This is a genomic window from Bradyrhizobium genosp. SA-3, assembly GCF_004212635.1.
Taxonomy (GTDB): Bacteria; Pseudomonadota; Alphaproteobacteria; order Rhizobiales; family Xanthobacteraceae; genus Bradyrhizobium.
Genome location: NZ_PSRT01000018.1, coordinates 13,153 through 29,842, shown reverse-complemented (window position 1 = coordinate 29,842; position 16,690 = coordinate 13,153). Strand labels below are relative to the sequence as shown.

The window sequence follows — 16,690 nt, the reverse complement described above, 5'->3', positions numbered from 1 at the left end:
AATGATAGCGGAATGCGGATTTGCCCCTCACCGTCGATCACCACCTCCGCTGCGCCAGCTTCCTTGGCGGCGCGGATCACGCGAGCAATTTCACCTTGAGTGATCTTGGCAGGACGACGCGGCATGGAGCGCACTAGAATCCCAGTGCTCGTCAGAACAGTGATGAAATGGGCCAGACAATTGTGAAGGATTTAGCTGGCTGACCGCAACTAGAGGGCTGGACACCTTAGCGCGAAAAAGATGCGGCCCTTCAGGCTGCGTGCGGTTAATAGGGCGGCGCACCACTTTCCAGTGGGTTACGACGGCGAATAAGTGCTCTTCGGGTAGTTTCAAAAAGAAACTATCATATATTTCAATGTCTTACGCGCTTGGTGCGCTCGGAGGGCGTTCGCATTTGCTGCGATTTCAATGGCTTGCACTGCTAAGCCAAGAAAATAGGTGCGTTTCCCGCCGACAAGTACCTTTCAGAGCGGATGATTTAGCACTGCGTCCAGGATTCGCATAACGAACCTAACGGCCAATTTTGACCAAGGCCCAGCGCTCCAATCGAGCCGACGACCGCGTTTAGCCAGCGAAGCCTTGGATGGGCCGCCCCGCGCGCCGCAGTTTCCACCTCCAACACTCGATCGCCGAGTTGTGCGTCAGCCCTGCGGCGATGACGACCGCATCGTGAGGGGACTCAGAAGACCAACGCAGCCAGGCGGCCCACCACGGCGACCGATAAGGCTACGAGAACGACGAGAAGTTGCCCGAACTGGACCTCTTCCATGTCGATGTCCGGCATCGTGATGATGGCGTATGCGATCATGTGGCAATTTTCCACGGCAGTTCCTCTCCTAGCTATTGTTCTGTCGACTTCCGGGCAGTACCAACCGGCCGGGAGCGGATCGCTCGAGGGCGCGACGCTTCGCAGAACACGCGCGGATCAGGCAGCCCTGCTTTCAAGCGCCGCCTGATGAGGTGCAGCAATCGTGCCCACGCAGGCTCCGAACCCGATGGATACAAAGCCATCGCGGCTGCAGCGCCCCTCAAATCTGATCTGATCGCCGTCGTGTAGAAAGCCGCGACGCTCTCCGTTGGGAAGCGCAATGGGGCGGGTTCCGGCAGAAGTGAATTCGAGCATGCTGCTCAATTCAGCGTCGGTAGGTCCGGAGATCGTACCGGTGCCGATCAGATCCCCCGGTAGAAGGTTGCATCCATTGATCGTGTGGTGCGCAACCATCTGCGCCGGAGTCCAATATAGATACTTGGCGTTCGAGCTCAGAATTTCGACCGGAACGTCCCTTGCGGCCCGCATCTTTTCGGTCGTGAGGAACACCTTCAGGCTTATGTCCAGCCCGCCACTTTTCTGATCATCATCGTCGAGCAGATATTTCAACGGCTGGGGGTCCCCGTGAGGACGAACCATCGCCGGAATGCGGAACGGCGCCAATGCGTCGACGGTGACAACCCACGGCGAGACGGATGTCGCGAAACTCTTGCTGAGGAATGGGCCGAGTGGGTACATCTCCCAGCGCTGGACGTCCCTCGCCGACCAATCGTTGAGAAGTGAATAGCCGACAATCTGTTCGCTTGCGCGCGCAACCGGGATCGGACTTCCGAGTTCGTTGCCGCCGCTGAGATAGAACCCCATCTCCAATTCGAAATCGAGCCGGTCGCACGGGCCGAAGCCAGGACTGCCTCCGTCGACCGATGGCGTCCGCTGTCCAATGGGTCGGCGAACAACACCCTGCCCGACTTGCACCGAAGACGCCCGTCCGTGGTAGGCAATCGGCACCCATTTGTAGCTGGCGGGCAGCGGATTTTCAGGCGTGAGAAGTGCGCCCGCCGCCTTCGCGTGATGTATGCCGGCATAAAAGTCCGTGTAGTTCGGCACCGAGGTCGGACGATACATCGTGCAAGCGCTCAGTGGGACCAGCAGGTCCGACGCACGGCGGCGCGCAGCCTCACCGCTTGAACCCGCGTCAAGCGCGGCACTGATTGCCTTTCGTAAGGTGTGCAACGCGCGAGGTCCCAACGCAAACAGCGAGTTGAGCGAGGAGTCGGCGACGGTCCACTCGGGAATTTCTGCCGGCAGGAGACCAGCCCTGTGCGCCGAATGGAGATCCAGGATCTGGTCGCCGATCCCAACCCCCGCGGATCGTTTTCCGTCCTTGCCACGGCTGAAGACACCGAGCGGCAGATTCTGGATGGGAAAGTCGCCGGAGGGATCGTTCGCGGACGACACAAAACTGCGGCGCGCCGGATCGTGGGTCTCGTCGATGTTGGCGTTCATCGTGCAACTCCCGCCAGCGCGTTGTTGCCTTCAGAGAGGCCGATGCCGATCTCCGATTGCACAAACTGAGCATCAAACGCGCGCCGCTCGGCCACGGCACGGGCTGTTCTGTCACTTAACGAACCGAGCCATATCGTCAGGAATGCAAGCGGCATCGAGAAGAGCGCCGGATTGTCGTAGGGAAACAACGGTACCGCGAAATGGAACACCGCGACCCAGACTGTTTTGCTCAGTACGACGAACACGAGTGAGCTGAATAGGCCGACCAGGCCGCCGGCAACCGCGCCGCGCGTGGTGGTACCGCGCCAGAAGATCGCCATCGCCAGCACAGGAAAATTGCAGCTTGCCGCGACCGAAAGCGCCAACCCCGCCATGAACGCGACATTCTGGTTCTCGAAAATGATGGCAAGGCCAACCGCGACGATGCCGATTGCGACCGCGGCGATCTTAGCAACCCTCACTTCACGTGCCTCCTGAGCGTGCCCCCTCGCAATCACCTGACCATAGATGTCGTGGCTCACCGCGGACGCCCCTGCGAGCGTCAATCCGGCTACCACGGCGAGAATGGTGGCAAACGCGACGGCCGAGATAAACCCAAGCAGAATCGGTCCGCCGAGTGCGCCCGCCAGGTGGACGGCCGCCATATTGGGACCGCCGATCAGATCGGTGACCTTGTTGAACTGGCCACCCAATCCGACGTTGAAGAAACTCGCATCCGGCATAAGGACCACCATCGCGGCAAAGCCGAACAGCGGGATGACCAGGCAGAAGTAAGCCACGCAGGTCGTCGCATAGAAAACCGACTTCCTTGCACCTGCGGAATCCTTGACGGTGAAGAACCGCATCAGGATATGCGGCAATCCAGCGGTCCCGAACACCAGCGCGAGTCCAAGCGAGATCGCGGAAACCGGCTCGGCGAACAGCCCGCCGGGAGAGAGAATTGCTGCACCTTTGGGGTGGACCCGGCTCGCCTCGGCGAAAAGGCGTCCAAGGCTGAAATCGAAGCGCCACAACACCACCAGCGCCATCAAGGTGCCGCCAATCAGCAGCAGCAGCGCCTTGGTGATCTGAACCCAGGTGGTAGCCTGCATGCCGCCGACAGCCACATAGACGATCATCAGAAGTCCGACGCCAACGACTGCGAACAGATAGTTCACGCCGAACAGAAGCTGAATAACCTTGCCGGCGCCGATCATCTGCGCGATCAGGTAAAACAGCACGACCACGAGACTACCCGTGGCGGCGACCAAACGAACCGAGGTGCGATCAAGGCGAAACGACGCTGCGTCGGCGAACGTGTAACTGCCGAGGTTCCGCAATCGCTCCGACATCATGAACAGCACGATCGGCCAACCCGTCAAGAAGCCTAACGCATAGATGAGGCCATCAAAGCCGGTCGCATAGATCAGCGCCGAGATACCAAGGAAAGCCGCGGCCGAGAGGAAATCCCCCGCAATCGCCAGGCCGTTCTGGAGCGGCGTGATCTCATGTCCCGCCGTATAGAAGTCCGCCTTCGATTTGGTTCGGCCAGCCGATCGATAGGTGATGAGGAGCGTGACGGCGACGATCAACAGGAACATGCCGATCGCAACCCAGTTAAGATCGCGCCCCGCTAGAACGGTGGTCGCCTGAGCATGCGCCGGAAAGGATACTGTCACCGCGATGGCCCCCAGTAGAATACGCATGATCATCGGCCACACTCCCGGCGAACGAGCTGTGTCAGGCCGTCGAAGTAGGTGTTGGAACGGCGTACATAGTAACCGGTCAGGGCAACGACCAAGGCGATCATGCCAAGCGCGATCGCCATGCCCAACGGAACGGCTCCGCCCGCCATGTTCTTCCCGAGCGCTGACGACGCCGCCGAAATCAGCCCGATGAAGCCGAAGAACATCAGCAACGTGACGATCGAGAGCCCCCACCGCAGCCGTGCCCGTGCGGCGGTCAGCTCCCGAAAAGACGGATTAGACAAGATTTTTCGCGCTTGTTCCGAAGACAGCGACAATGACATGATTTCCCTCCCGCATTTTTTGGCTAGTTGGCTTCGGCGCAGCTAGGACGCCTGCTTCAGGACATCGGCACTGTCGGGCGGCGCGGATGCTCCTATCAACCGCGAGGGTCGCGGCGGAATGTTCGTCAACAGCACGCCCGAATTGGTAAGGGCAGCAATCTCCTGATCGGAGTAGCCGTATTCCTTCATCACTTCGACGTTGTGTTCGCCGCGAAAGGCAGCTTCGCGCGCAGCGGCCAGCGGCGTTTTTGAGAAGTGCCAGGGCTTGCCAGGAATTCTGACAGCTTTGCCGCGGCGGTCGGTAACCTCTTCTATCGCGCCCCACCATTTGACCCAGTCCGAACCGGCGAAATCCTTGACCGAGCGGACCACGCCGAACGCCAGCTTCACTTCGTCGAGCTGGGCATCGAGTTCGCCGGCCGTGGCAAAGGAAAGAATCCACTGCTGGATGATCTCGTAAAGGGCGTTGAGATTCTTCCGGCGCGCCGCCGGCGTGGCGAATCGGGGATCTGAAGCGAGATCGGGGCGACGCATCGCCGCGATGTAATTCGGAAACGTCAGACTGCTGACGACACTGGTCGCGATTGTAATGACGTCACCGTAGCTTGTCTTGAAGAACGGCGAGTCAGCAGGTCCGAGCGCTGCGGGTTCGGCGCCGAGATCCGCGTCGGAGAGATCGGCGTGCACCCGCTCGTTGACGGCAAGCATGGTGGCGGCCATCGCGATATCGACATATTGGCCCTCGCCTGTTTGGTCGCGGTGATGCAGTGCTGCCAGAATGCCGATGATCGCTTCGAGGCCCGTATAAACGTCAGCATGCGAATATGCATCATGCCGCTTGACCGTGAGATCCTCGCCGAGATGGTCGATCATTCCGCCGACAAAGCCGGATTCGGCATGGACGGTCGGCGCGTAGGCGCTGCGGTGCGACAGCGCGCTGCCCTGGCCGTAGCCGCTGATCGAGGCGTAGATGACTTTCGGGTTGCGCGCGGCGACGGATTCATAATCGAGGCCGAAGAATTTCAATGTGCCGGCACGAAAATTCTCAACGATGATGTCGGCGCTGTCGCACATCTTGCGCACGACTTCTCTTCCTTCGGGGAAATTGAGGTCGATGCTGATGTTCCGCTTCCCGACATTCTGTTGAATATAGTAATAGGACATGCTCGCGGTTTCGTCGCCAGGCAGTGCGTGCCGCGAGATGTCTCCGCGCGGCGGTTCGATCTTGATCACGTCGGCGCCGAGGTCCGACAGGGCCCTGGTGCAATGGGGACCAGCAAGGACGCGCGAGAAGTCGACGACCTTGATTCCGGCAAGGGGGGCACGATTTGTCATGACGATGTCCCTCAGCGCCCGGAGAAGATGGCGTGACCAGGCCCGGCCTCACGGAAGGCCTTGAGGCCGACGATGAGGTCGTTGCTCTGGAAGATCGGACGCTGCACGTCGGACATTGCGCGGTCGGCTTTCACGACGCTCTCGTCCATGTATTCGCGGATTAGTCTTTTGGTGGCGCCATGCGCCACTGTCGGGCCCATCGCAAGCTCAAGCGCGAGGATTCGCGTCGTTTCTTCAAGCTGGGCTTCGGGCACGACGCGATTGACGATATTCCAGCGCTCCAGCGTCGCCGCATCATAGCGACGGCCGAACAGAGCCATTTCCCTGGCGCGCGCCACGCCGGCGCGCGATGCCACACGTTGTATGGCGCCCATCAGCGGATGCAGGCCCAGCGTCACTTCGACCATGCCGGCCTTCGCGGAGTCCGCGGCAACGATGATGTCGCAGGCCAGCGCCAGCTCGAATCCGCCACCGAGGGCCAATCCGTGCATGCTCGCGATGATCGGCACCGGGACCTGTTCGAGCGCATCCAGGCAGGCGCACACATCAATTTCTGGCAGCCGTTCGCCGCGATTGTCGAATAGTTCTATTTCAGCACCTGCGGAGAAGTGTCGCAACCCGCTGCGAAGGATAATGGCGCGCGCGCCTTCCTCATGAGCCTTTTCGACTGCGTCCAGGAGCGCAGTCAGCAGCGGCTTTGCTACGAGATTATAGGGAGCGAAAGTCATCGTCAGGGTAACGAGATCGCCCTCCCGACTGACGGTAACCAACTCGTTTGGTGTGGTCATTAGCTTCCTCCGGACTCTTTTTCAGCGGGCCTTAAAGTTCTATAATGGAACGTTAATCCAAAAAATCATACGGTCAATAGAAAAAAGATATTTTCGGCTCCGTCTTGTATTCTTCCGAATCCTTACGAAAATGGGAGGATGTCCCCAGACGCCACCAGTCTTACCGTTTCAGCCTACGCCCGGCTTCGCTCGGACATCTTGGCCTGCCGCTTGCCGGCCGGTGGGAAGTTGAAAATTCAGGATTTGGCTCAACACCTTACGGTGAGCCCGAGCGTCGTGCGGGAGGCGCTTTCGCGTCTCTCTGCGGAGGCACTGGTCATTGCGGAGCCCCAGCGGGGCTTCCGGGTGGCGCCCATCAATGCCGCCGACGTTTCGGACCTGACGGCCATCAGAATCGACATCGAACTGAAATGCATGCACCGCGCGATGAAACTCGGCGGCCTCAAATGGGAGGCTGCTATTGTCGCAGCCGATCATGAACTCTCGCATACGCCCCATGACATTCACGACCTGGGCGACGACTGGATGATCGCGCACGCGAAATTTCATGCTGCCCTGGTGGCGGCTTGCGACAGCCCCTGGCTGCTGCGAATTCGCGACCAACTCTTCGTCCAGGGCGAACGCTATCGTCGTATCAATGTGCGAATGTCGCGCGCGGATCGTGATTTGCGCGCCGAACATTCGGCACTGGCCCAAGCCATTCTTGGCCGGGATGCGAAACTTGCCACCGACCTGATGACGGAACATCTGCGCTTGACCGAGGTGCTGACGCTTCAGTCGCTTAAGTTGCAGGACGCAGCCGTCGCCTAGCAAAAGCGTCTCCCCGGTCCGATACATTCAGCTCGGCCAACTGCACTCAGTTGACCCTCCGCTCATATCCGTCCCAGTAGCGCTCACGCAGCAATCGCTTCAGTATCTTTCCGGATGGATTGCGGGGAAGCTCGTTCACGAATTCGATCGACTTCGGGATCTTGAACCCCGCCAGCCTTTCTCTCGCGAAATGCAGTATGCCCGCCGGGTCCGCCGAACGATCCGGTTTTAGTACGATGAGGGCCTTGACCGCCTCACCCCACCGGCCGTCAGGCACGCCGATGACGGCGACGTCGGCGATATCCGCGTGTCCGTACAAGGCACTTTCAATCTCGGCGGGGTAGACGTTCTCTCCACCGGAAACGATCATGTCTTTCAAGCGATCATGAATGTACAAGTAGCCGTTTTCATCAAGGAATCCGGCATCGCCTGTATGCAGCCACCCGTCCCTGAGGGTCCTCGCGGTGTCGTCCGTCCGATTCCAATACCCCCGCATATTTTGTGATGATCGACACACGACCTCACCCACCTGTCGAGCTGGCAGCGATTTTCCCGAAGCGTCGATGATCTGCAGCTCGACGCCTTCGATAGGGCGGCCACACGACCTCAAGAGTTCGCCATCGCCAACGGAGTGGTCCGCGTCTCCCAAAACGGTGATGACGCCAGTCGTCTCGGTTAGACCGTAGACCTGGAAGAACCCCGTATGCCTGAACACCCGGAGCGACTTCCTGAGGAGCTCCAGCGGTATCGGCGACGCCCCGTAAAGAATTTGCCTCAGCGAGGAGAGATCGCATGTCTCGACGTTACGTTCGGTCAGCATCGCCAATAACATTGCCGGAACGAGGAACGTGACCGTAACTCGATCGCGCTGTATCGTTTCAAGCGCCACCGATGGAACGAACTCGCGAAGCACGATCGTCTTGAGGCCGGCGACCAGACCGAACACGCCGGTACCAACCCCTGCGATGTGGAACAACGGCATTGCCAGCAACATGACGTCGTTGGACGACCACGCCTTCCAGTCAAGCGCGTGTGGCGGAAAATTTGCGTGAGAAAGCTGCACGCCCTTCGGATAGCCGGTCGTGCCACTTGTGTAGAGTTGCAGGCAAACGTCATCGGGGCTGACTGGCAGGCTCGCCTCAGTCGGCGGGTGGGCATCGCGCCACTTCGGGTAACGCGAGTCCAGCACAATGATTTGGTAAACAGTGTCCAGCTGATCCTGGATTTCAGTAATGAGTTTCTCGAACGATTCCCCGACGAAGAGAATCTCGGTTTTGGCATCGTTGACCGCGAAAACGACCTCAGGAGGTGCCAGCCTTGCATTGATGGGAACCAGGACGGCGCGGGCCTTGGCTGCCCCGAGAAGCACTTGAAAAAAAATATCCGAATTCTTGTCCAGGATCCCAATTCGGCTGCCCGGTCGCACACCCCCAGCCACGAGGCCATTGGCGACTTGATTGGAAAATTCGTCCAGGACCCGATAGCTTGTCTCGCGCCCCTCGAAGCTCACGGCGACAGCGTCGGGAGTGACCGCCGCGTAACGTCGCGGAATTTCAGCGATCGTCTGGATCGGGGTTGACAGCAAGGCCCCTTCCGATTTGGACATCCATCCCTCCCATGATGACTTTTGGGATGGAGGATGACCTGCACCGCTGCCGGCAAGTATCTAAATTCTGAACTACCGCTATTCAGCGCAGAATTACCACGGCCTGTTCGCGCGTCTTACAGCGATATTTCCCGACGCGGCGAAGGCAGCATGTGAGACGGCCTCAGGCCTTGCGCTTGATCACTCTCGCATTTCGAGGGCTGCCCGCGAGCCATTCCCTGGAAGCGGCGAATTCTGCTTCCAGGAATCGCCTGACTTCACGAGTTAATTTTCTCAGGTCGCTCTCGCGCCTGCGCAGCAGCCATACGTTCATCGTAACTGTCTCTTGCGGCAAGACCTGAACCAGTCCCTCGGCTTGCGCGAATGGTACAGCGAGAAGCGCAAGCCCGAGACCGCAACCGGCGGCGGCGAAATGGTTAGCAACCGGGTTGACCCGAACAACGCTGCGGATACCTGCCGCTTCCGAGAAATACTCCAGCAAATGTCTCTGATTGGGCCGAACGTTGCGGAAGGAGACAAAATCGGCAGTATGGCCGATGATGTCATGATCCCTCAGCTCTGACAATGACCGAGGCGCCGGGCGTCCGGCAAGGTACTGCTCGGAGGCAAAAATCCCCATCGGTACGTCCGCGACCCGCTTTCCAATGAGATCGTTCTCGCCGGGATCTCCCATCCTGATGACGTAATCCAGATCACTCGTTGCCAGGCTCTGCTGGTTCACCGTGGAGATGATTTCCAGATAAATCCGGCTATCGCGCCGTCGCAGCTCCGCAACCCGCGGGAGAAGCCAGTGCTTGGTCATGCCTTCGGTCGCCGATATCCTGACCACTGACGATCTCTGCCCGACCTGCGAACGCAAATCGCGATGAAACGACTCAAATGCGAGCATCATATCGCTAGCCGATCGTTGCAGGTCCTCGCCTTCTCGCGTCAGCTTCACCCCGGACGAGGCACGAAAGAACAGGGGAGCGGCCACGTAGCGCTCCAGCTCCTTCAGACGCCTGCTCAATGTCGGTTGGCTCATTCCCAGTTCATGTGCGGCGCGGTTGACGCTTCCAGTTCTCGCCACCACGGAAAACAAGCGAAACAAATCCCAGCTGGCCTCGGTCATGCTCGTCCTTTGCGCAAGCGCTTTGCGTCCCTTATCTCCGAGTGCGAACGACATCGCAGGACCCGGAAACGCAAACGAAAAACCATCGAATCTTGGCCGCTATTCAATATTGCGTTCCCCGTTCAACAAAATCGACATGGCTTTCCTCGCAGTTTGGGAAAATATGCGAAGCAGTTGAACCAACGGACACGGCGATGGCAAAGATCAAGCTCGAGGCGATCGGGGATTTCGTAGGCCAGAATCTCGGAACATCCGACTGGATCACCATCGACCAACCCATGATTGACCAGTTCGCGGCGTGTACTGGAGACAGGCAGTGGATTCATGTGGACGCGGAGCGCGCCAGCAAGGAAAGTCCAGCAGGCGGCACCATTGCTCACGGCTTCCTGAGCCTGTCGTTAATCGCGCCACTTGGCATGGACCTGGGGCTCACTCCGGTCGACGCATCTGCCGTCTTCAACTATGGTCTGGACAAGGTCAGGTTCCTGACACCGGTGAGATCGGGTAACCGCGTTCGCCTTCAGCTTTCCATGACCAGTGTCGAGCCGAAGGACAACGGGCGTTTGTTGATCAAGGGCAACGCGGTACTTGAGATCGAGAATAGCCAAACGCCGGCTCTGGTTGCCGAGACGCTGACCCTGGTGGTCCCCTAGCCCTCCACCTGCCACGAACGGTATCACCACAGTACCGAAGGCGGCTATATAGAGACGCTCAGGAGGACGATAGCACCGAAGTCAGACCGCCATCCACGGCAAGAATCTGTCCGGTAATGTGCTTGCCGGCGTCGCTGGCGAAGAGAACCGCGGCTCCTTTCAGATCGTCCTCGTCACCGATGCGGCGCAGCGGTGCACCGGCGGCGAGCTTCTCGACACCGACAGATTCGATCGTGCCCTTCGTCATCCTCGATGGGAAAAATCCGGGCGCCAGAGCATTGGTCGTAATTCCGTAGCGCCCCCAACTCCCCGCCAACGCCCGCGTGAAGTTGACCACCGCGCCCTTGCTCGTATTGTAGGCGACAGTCTGCATATCCCCGGTGCTTCCGAACAGGCCTGCGATCGAAGCAAGGTTGATGATGCGCCCATATTTGTTGGGAATCATCGATCCCTTCGCAACCTGTTGACTGAGCAGGAACAGCGAGCGGATGTTCAGGTTCATCACCTTGTCCCACGCTTCGATCGGGTGATCTTCCGTCGGCGCGCCCCAAGTTGCGCCCGCGTTATTCACCAGAATGTCCACCCGCCCGAGCTTCTTGATCGTTTCGTCGGCGAGCCGCTTGACGTCTTCGTCCCTGGAATTATCCGCTGCGATCCATTCCGCCTTGACGCCGAGCCCGGCAAGATGCGCCTGAGCCTTTTCCAGATCTGGCGCCTTGCGAGAGGAAATCACGACCCGTGCTCCTTGCTCACCTAGCACCTCAGCGATCTGCAACCCAAGGCCACGGGAGCCTCCGGTAACAAGGGCGTTCCTGCCGGTGAGATCGAATGCCTTCTTGATGCTTCCCATGTTCAAATCCTCTGGCTCGTGAGCGAAGTCCTACTGTGCGGTCCGCCGGATTCCTATTTCCCGCGGAACACGGCCGAGCGACGTTCCACGAAAGACTGGATGCCTTCTTTCATGTCCTCGCTGCTGAAGACGCGATCCTTGATCTTGGGAATGTAGTCGATCGCGGCTCTCTCGCCGGCCTCGATGTATTTCAACGCGGCCTCTTTCGTCACCTGAATGCCGATCGGTGCGTTCTTGGCGATCAAATTCGCAATCTCCATCGCGCGCGCAATCTGCTGGCCGGGTGCAACGACTTCCTGAACGAAGCCGATCTTGTGAGCTCGGGCTGCGCCGAACTCGTCACATAGGAACAGGTGATACATCGCGTCTCCCCAGCCCGCCCGTGTCAGATACCGGAAATGGGCACCACCAAGAGGCGCGATCCCGCGTTTGGATTCCATCTGACAGAACCGGGCGTCGTCGGCCGCCACGACGATGTCGCCAGCCAGCATCATTTCGATGCCAATCGTGAAGCAGATCCCCTGCACTGCCGTCACAATCGGCTTGCGGCACCGGCTCTTCAGGGCGAACGCATCGATGTTGCCGGGCTTGATCTCGGTATTCTCGGCCTTGGGTCCGAAGAATTTCGGCATATCCAGCCCGGCAGTGAAATCCGGACCCTCGGCGCAGAGCACCCCGACCCAATAGTCGTCGGTGCGATCGAGAAGCGTCATCGCATCCGACATCTGCGCCATCATCTGCGGACTGAAGGAGTTCTTCTTCGCCACGTTGTCGATGATGATCTTGAACACATGCCCGTGCACCTCGGTGCGGATCTGGCCGACTTGGGTCTTGGTGTCGCTCATTGTTCGTCTCCGTTGCTTCCAGGTGACTGCGCAACGACGCGCCGGCTCCTCCCGTCGACTGGTGCGTAGCCGATCATTCCAGCCAGCTTGGACCGACCGCCGAAGCACCGGCCACCGCAAATTTGGATAGCTCTTATTCAGCAGCCATGCTGCTCTGCCCCAAACCCTTTCATCGCTCCAGCCTAGCTCAGCGCCGCAAACGCGGTCCGTTCGAAGGCCATCAATTCCTCCGTCCGGCCGTCGCGTATCTTTAGGAGCCACTGCGGATCCTGAAGCAGCGCCCGCCCCACCGCGACAAGATCGAACTCCTCGCGATCGAGGCGGCGGATCAGTTCGTCGAGGGACGCCGGACGGGAGCTCTCCCCGCCATATGCCGCGATGAACTCGCCGGTCAGGCCGACCGACCCGACCGAAATCGTCGGCACTCCCGTCACCTTTTTGGCCCATCCGGCGAAGTTCAAATCGGAACCATCGAACTCCGGCTCCCAGAAGCGTCGTTGTGAGCAATGCAGAATGTCGACCCCCGCGTCGACCAGAGGTTTGAGCCAGGCTTCCAACGCGCGAGGCGTATCGGCCAGCTTCACTTCGTAGTCCTGTTGCTTCCACTGGCTGATGCGGAGCAATATAGGAAAGTCTGGTCCGACCGACTTGCGCACCGCGTGAACGATATCAGCGGCAAACCGGGCCCGGCCCGGCAGGTCCTTGCCTCCATAGGCATCCTCGCGGCGATTGGTGCCTTCCCAGAAGAATTGATCGATTAGATAGCCGTGCGCGCCATGCAATTCGACGGCGTCGAACCCCAGGCGCTTCGCGGCAAGCGCCGCATCGGCGAAGGCGCGGATGGCGTCTGCGATGTCCTCTTCGCTCATCGGCTCGCCGAATTTCTTCTCCGGTCGCGACAGACCGGACGGACTGTCGTAGGCGCCCGGAGGAGACCAATCCTGGGCGCGGGTGCGAACGGCTCCGACGTGCCATAGCTGCGGTGCCATCAGGCCACCCGCGGCATGCACCTCGTCGACCACACGCCGCCACCCCGCCAGCTCCTTCTCTCCGTGAAAACGGGGAACGTTCGGATCGTTCAGGGATGCCGGACGATCCACGCCGGTGCCCTCCGATACGATGAGGCCGACCGCTCCTTCGGCACGGCGGCGGTAGTACCGCGCGACGTCTTCGGTCGGAATCCCGCCCGGAGAGAATGAGCGCGTCATTGGCGCCATCACGACCCGGTTCGGCAAGGTCAGCCCTTTGAGCTTGAAAGGCCGGAAAAGAACGTCGCTGGACATCCGTGCTCCATGATTCAGTTGGTCGTTTTGCGGGCTTAGATCATCCGCCCCGCATGTTCAGAAGGTACAATTCACTTTGCGTCGGCGCTGAGTACGTCACCGAATTGCTCCCACGTGGTCCCGTTCCAGCGCTGAAGCTGTAGCTGCGTGTACGCCATGCTGCCTTCCGGGCCCGTGTTGATCACGACACCCGGTATGGAAGTGGGAAGCGAGAGCCCACGTATGCTCCGCGATTGCTTGACGATGTTCTCGCGCGAGAGATCGTTGCCGCACTGCTTGAGCACCTGTTCCAGGATCTGTCCCTGCTGGGTACCGAACAGATAATTGTTATCGCCGATATCGGCGCCTGGCAGGTATTTGGCAAAAAATTCGCGGTACCACTTGATGCCCGGATCATCGGCCCACTTCTTGTCGTTCGGATCCTTGGTGATTGTCGCGGCAACTATGCCCACGGCCTTTTCCGGCCCCGCAGGGACGATGGTCGACGACACGGAGCTCGAAACGAAGTTGATCAGGAACAGCGGCTTCCAACCGATCTCGTCGACCTTCTTGATGGCCTGCGCTGCGAATTTCGGCGTGCCGGCCACCAAAAAGGCCTCTGCGCCAGACGACTTCAGCGACACGACGTGGGAATCAATGGTCGGCTCGGTCACCTCATAGGAGGACACGACGACCTTCTTGTCGAAATCGTCCTTCAGGTAGGACTTGAATGCATTGACGAAGTCCTTACCCAAATCATCGTTCTGATAGAGTATGGCGATCTTCGCGTCGGGCCGGGTCTGGGTGATGTATTTTGCGTAGATTCGTCCTTCGGTGTCGTAGCTTGGCAATCCCGTCGTGGTCATCGGGAATTCAGCGAAGTTCGTGAACTTGCTGACCCCGCTCACGACAAACAGATGCGGCACTTTCTTCGCGTTGACGTACTTGATCGTGGCGCTGATGCCGGGCGTACCCAACGGGCCAAACAGGAACGCCACCTCGTCGCTCTCGATGAGTTTCCTGGTCTGCTCCACCGTCTTGGGAGGGCTGTAACCATCGTCGTAGGTGATGAGATTGATCTTCCGCCCGTTGATGCCGCCACGCTCGTTGATCGAATTGACGTAGGCGATCATGCCCTTTCCGGTATTGCTGAGCGGCGAAGCGGGGCCGCTAAAAGGGAACGTCGCCCCTATCTTCACCTCGGATTCGGTGACGCCCGGCGTCTGCGCATGCGCGCCGGCTACGGATGCCGCGAGCGCGGCTACAATCATGGCGCTTCTCATCATTGTCATCTCCCTCCGGCGACAGGTCCGTCGCTCGCCGTTCTTTCCTGCAGCGCATATTCCGTTCAAATCACTCCTGACGCCCGTCAGCCAGCGGCTGCCGCACGCGACGCCTTCGGGGCGGCCTGTTCGTTCGCCATCTCCCGCAGCTTGTGTTTCAGTATCTTGCCGGTGGAGGCCGAGGGCAGAGCGTCGAGCACGATCAATTCGGTCGGACGCTTGTAGGACGTGAGCAATTGGGCCGTGTACGCTTTGAGGTCTTCCGCGCTGATGCTCGCACCGGGGAGAAGCTGAACGAACGCGACGACCTCCTCGTTGCCCTCGACCTTTCGTCCGACGACGGCCGACTGAACGACCTGGTCGTGCGCGTTCAGGACCGCCTCCACCTCGGCGGGATAAACGTTGAAGCCGGAGCGGATGATAAGCTCCTTGGTGCGGCCGGCGATATAGAGATGCCCCTTGCTGTTCACCCGCGCGAGATCCCCCGTGTTGAACCATCCCTGCTCATCGATCGCCGCCGCCGTCAGGTCGGGCGCACGATAGTAGCCGAGCATGATGTTCGGACCTCGAACGTGTAATTCGCCTACTTCACCGGTCGCCACCTTTTTTCCTTGTCCGTCCACGATCCGGTGCTCGATGCCGGGAAGAAACGGGCCGACCGACTCGTCCGACACAGGCTGTTCCGAACGGACCCCCGTGAGGCCTGGTGAGCATTCCGTTATGCCGTAATTGTTCAGCAGCGGGATTCCAAACTCGTCCTCGATCCGCTTCTTGAGATCGAGGTCGAGCGGAGCGCCAGCCACCGCCATGATCCGCAGGCTGCCCCGTTCGAGCCGTTGGATGCCCTTGACCGCCTTGTGTTCGAGCAGACGCTGATATGTGGCAGGCACGCCGAACAGGCTCGTAATCCCCTCCTCGGCTATGGCATGAGCCAGCGCAGCGGGATCGGCCTTGGCTACGACATACAACGTGCCGCCGTGCATCAGCGTCGAAATCAGCAGGATCGCATACCCGACGATGTGCGACATCGGCAGCACGCCGTAGATGCGGTCGTCTGGACTGCTCCGGCGAAGGATTCCCGACGTCCTTGCGGTGAAGAGGAGGTTGCGGTGACTCAGCATGACGCCCTTCGGTGCACCGGTCGTGCCCGAGGTGTATAAAAGGCCTGCGACCTGGCGGGCGCCATCCTTCTCGACGGGCTCCGCTTCCGCATCCGCATTGAGAGGGCCGACACCGATTCCACCAAATGGCCCGACGGCGCCGATTGTCGCACCGACGCGGGTGGCATGATCGGCCGCTTCCTTCGACAGAGCCGAGTTGAACAGCACGCGTCTGGCGCCGCTGTGCGTCCCGATCAGATTGATCTCTCTTGGCGAAAGGCGAGGATTGACCGGAATACCCCATGCATCGAGCTTGCTCGCCGCGAAGAGCGTCGCTCCCAGGGCCACGCTGTTCTCGCTTGCAATGATCACGCGATCACCGGGCCTGATGCCCAAACCGGCGAGATTCCTTGCAGCAGCGTCGACAGCGTCCGAGAACTGCCGATAGCTCCAGGAACGCCCGCCTTCCACGAAGGCCGGATGATCCGGAATATCCCGCACGAACGGCGCGTAGACCTCGTGCACTCTGGACGGCAGGCCGTCCAACAATTCGGCCGCGGTGAGCTCGTCCACGCTCCTCATGCCATCCTCCCTCGCGCCTTGTTTTCGGCAGCGTGCGCGGCCCCCTTCAACCGGGAGGTCCGCACACTTCATTCCTATTGGTCGACGGAGTAAACCGTTCTAAAATAGAACTGTTAAGTCAAGCCAACGTCAATGAACTGTAGATAATGGAATTTTGGCACAGCAAGAGAATTCCAATTTAG

The 16,690-nt window shown here is 59.7% G+C and carries 15 protein-coding genes; 2 read left to right on the top strand and 13 right to left on the bottom strand.

Translation table 11 applies throughout. The annotated features are described in order from the left end of the window. Positions 1–679 precede the first annotated feature (679 nt). The 6 genes from CWO91_RS44970 to CWO91_RS08305 all read right to left on the bottom strand — a co-directional run bounded on the left by CWO91_RS44970 (position 680) and on the right by CWO91_RS08305 (position 6,406). Positions 680–808 (bottom strand): hypothetical protein, encoded by a 129-nt coding sequence (locus tag CWO91_RS44970; protein ID WP_283810939.1) that lies wholly within the window; start codon positions 806–808, stop codon positions 680–682. A gap of 117 nt (positions 809–925) precedes the next feature. After that, positions 926–2,275: a fumarylacetoacetase gene (fahA, locus tag CWO91_RS08325; RefSeq protein WP_130213034.1), complete on the bottom strand. Its 1,350-nt coding sequence runs from the start codon at positions 2,273–2,275 to the stop codon at positions 926–928. Beyond that, positions 2,272–3,966: a cation/acetate symporter ActP gene (gene actP, locus CWO91_RS08320; protein ID WP_130213033.1), complete on the bottom strand. Its 1,695-nt coding sequence runs from the start codon at positions 3,964–3,966 to the stop codon at positions 2,272–2,274. The genes fahA and actP overlap by 4 nt, the downstream gene beginning before the upstream one ends. Further along, positions 3,963–4,283, bottom strand: a complete 321-nt coding sequence (locus CWO91_RS08315; protein ID WP_130213032.1) for a DUF485 domain-containing protein — start codon at positions 4,281–4,283, stop codon at positions 3,963–3,965. The genes actP and CWO91_RS08315 overlap by 4 nt, the downstream gene beginning before the upstream one ends. 42 nt (positions 4,284–4,325) lie before the next feature. After that, entirely contained in the window at positions 4,326–5,618 is a 1,293-nt protein-coding gene (locus CWO91_RS08310; protein ID WP_130213031.1) for a CaiB/BaiF CoA transferase family protein, read from the bottom strand. 11 nt (positions 5,619–5,629) lie between these two features. Continuing rightward, on the bottom strand, positions 5,630–6,406 hold the full coding sequence (locus tag CWO91_RS08305) for an enoyl-CoA hydratase/isomerase family protein (RefSeq protein ID WP_165405302.1): 777 nt from the start codon (positions 6,404–6,406) through the stop codon (positions 5,630–5,632). A 138-nt stretch (positions 6,407–6,544) separates the two neighbouring features. Between CWO91_RS08305 and CWO91_RS08300 the strand changes: the two genes are divergently transcribed. Then, positions 6,545–7,216: a GntR family transcriptional regulator gene (locus tag CWO91_RS08300; protein ID WP_130213030.1), complete on the top strand. Its 672-nt coding sequence runs from the start codon at positions 6,545–6,547 to the stop codon at positions 7,214–7,216. A 46-nt stretch (positions 7,217–7,262) separates the two neighbouring features. On the opposite strand, the gene CWO91_RS08295 is transcribed toward CWO91_RS08300, so the two are convergent. Next, entirely contained in the window at positions 7,263–8,822 is a 1,560-nt protein-coding gene (locus tag CWO91_RS08295) for a fatty acid--CoA ligase (protein WP_130213029.1), read from the bottom strand. 163 nt (positions 8,823–8,985) lie between these two features. Continuing rightward, on the bottom strand, positions 8,986–9,933 hold the full coding sequence (locus tag CWO91_RS08290; protein WP_130213028.1) for a LysR family transcriptional regulator: 948 nt from the start codon (positions 9,931–9,933) through the stop codon (positions 8,986–8,988). Between the two features lie 194 nt (positions 9,934–10,127). Here CWO91_RS08290 and CWO91_RS08285 point away from each other — a divergent pair, with 194 nt between their 5' ends. Next, complete coding sequence (locus CWO91_RS08285; protein ID WP_130213027.1) at positions 10,128–10,586, top strand: MaoC family dehydratase; 459 nt, start codon at positions 10,128–10,130, stop codon at positions 10,584–10,586. A gap of 58 nt (positions 10,587–10,644) precedes the next feature. Here the strand turns inward: CWO91_RS08285 and CWO91_RS08280 are convergent, their stop codons facing one another. The 5 genes from CWO91_RS08280 to CWO91_RS08260 form a co-directional block, all read right to left on the bottom strand. Continuing rightward, complete coding sequence (locus CWO91_RS08280; RefSeq protein ID WP_130213026.1) at positions 10,645–11,436, bottom strand: SDR family oxidoreductase; 792 nt, start codon at positions 11,434–11,436, stop codon at positions 10,645–10,647. A 53-nt stretch (positions 11,437–11,489) separates the two neighbouring features. Beyond that, positions 11,490–12,281 (bottom strand): crotonase/enoyl-CoA hydratase family protein, encoded by a 792-nt coding sequence (locus tag CWO91_RS08275; RefSeq protein WP_130213025.1) that lies wholly within the window; start codon positions 12,279–12,281, stop codon positions 11,490–11,492. 182 nt (positions 12,282–12,463) lie between these two features. Further along, positions 12,464–13,564, bottom strand: coding sequence for an NADH:flavin oxidoreductase (locus CWO91_RS08270; protein WP_130213024.1), 1,101 nt, complete (start codon positions 13,562–13,564; stop codon positions 12,464–12,466). 71 nt (positions 13,565–13,635) lie between these two features. Beyond that, positions 13,636–14,829, bottom strand: a complete 1,194-nt coding sequence (locus CWO91_RS08265) for an ABC transporter substrate-binding protein (RefSeq protein ID WP_165405301.1) — start codon at positions 14,827–14,829, stop codon at positions 13,636–13,638. Between the two features lie 83 nt (positions 14,830–14,912). Then, positions 14,913–16,508, bottom strand: coding sequence for a class I adenylate-forming enzyme family protein (locus tag CWO91_RS08260; protein WP_130213023.1), 1,596 nt, complete (start codon positions 16,506–16,508; stop codon positions 14,913–14,915). Positions 16,509–16,690: the final 182 nt, after the last annotated feature.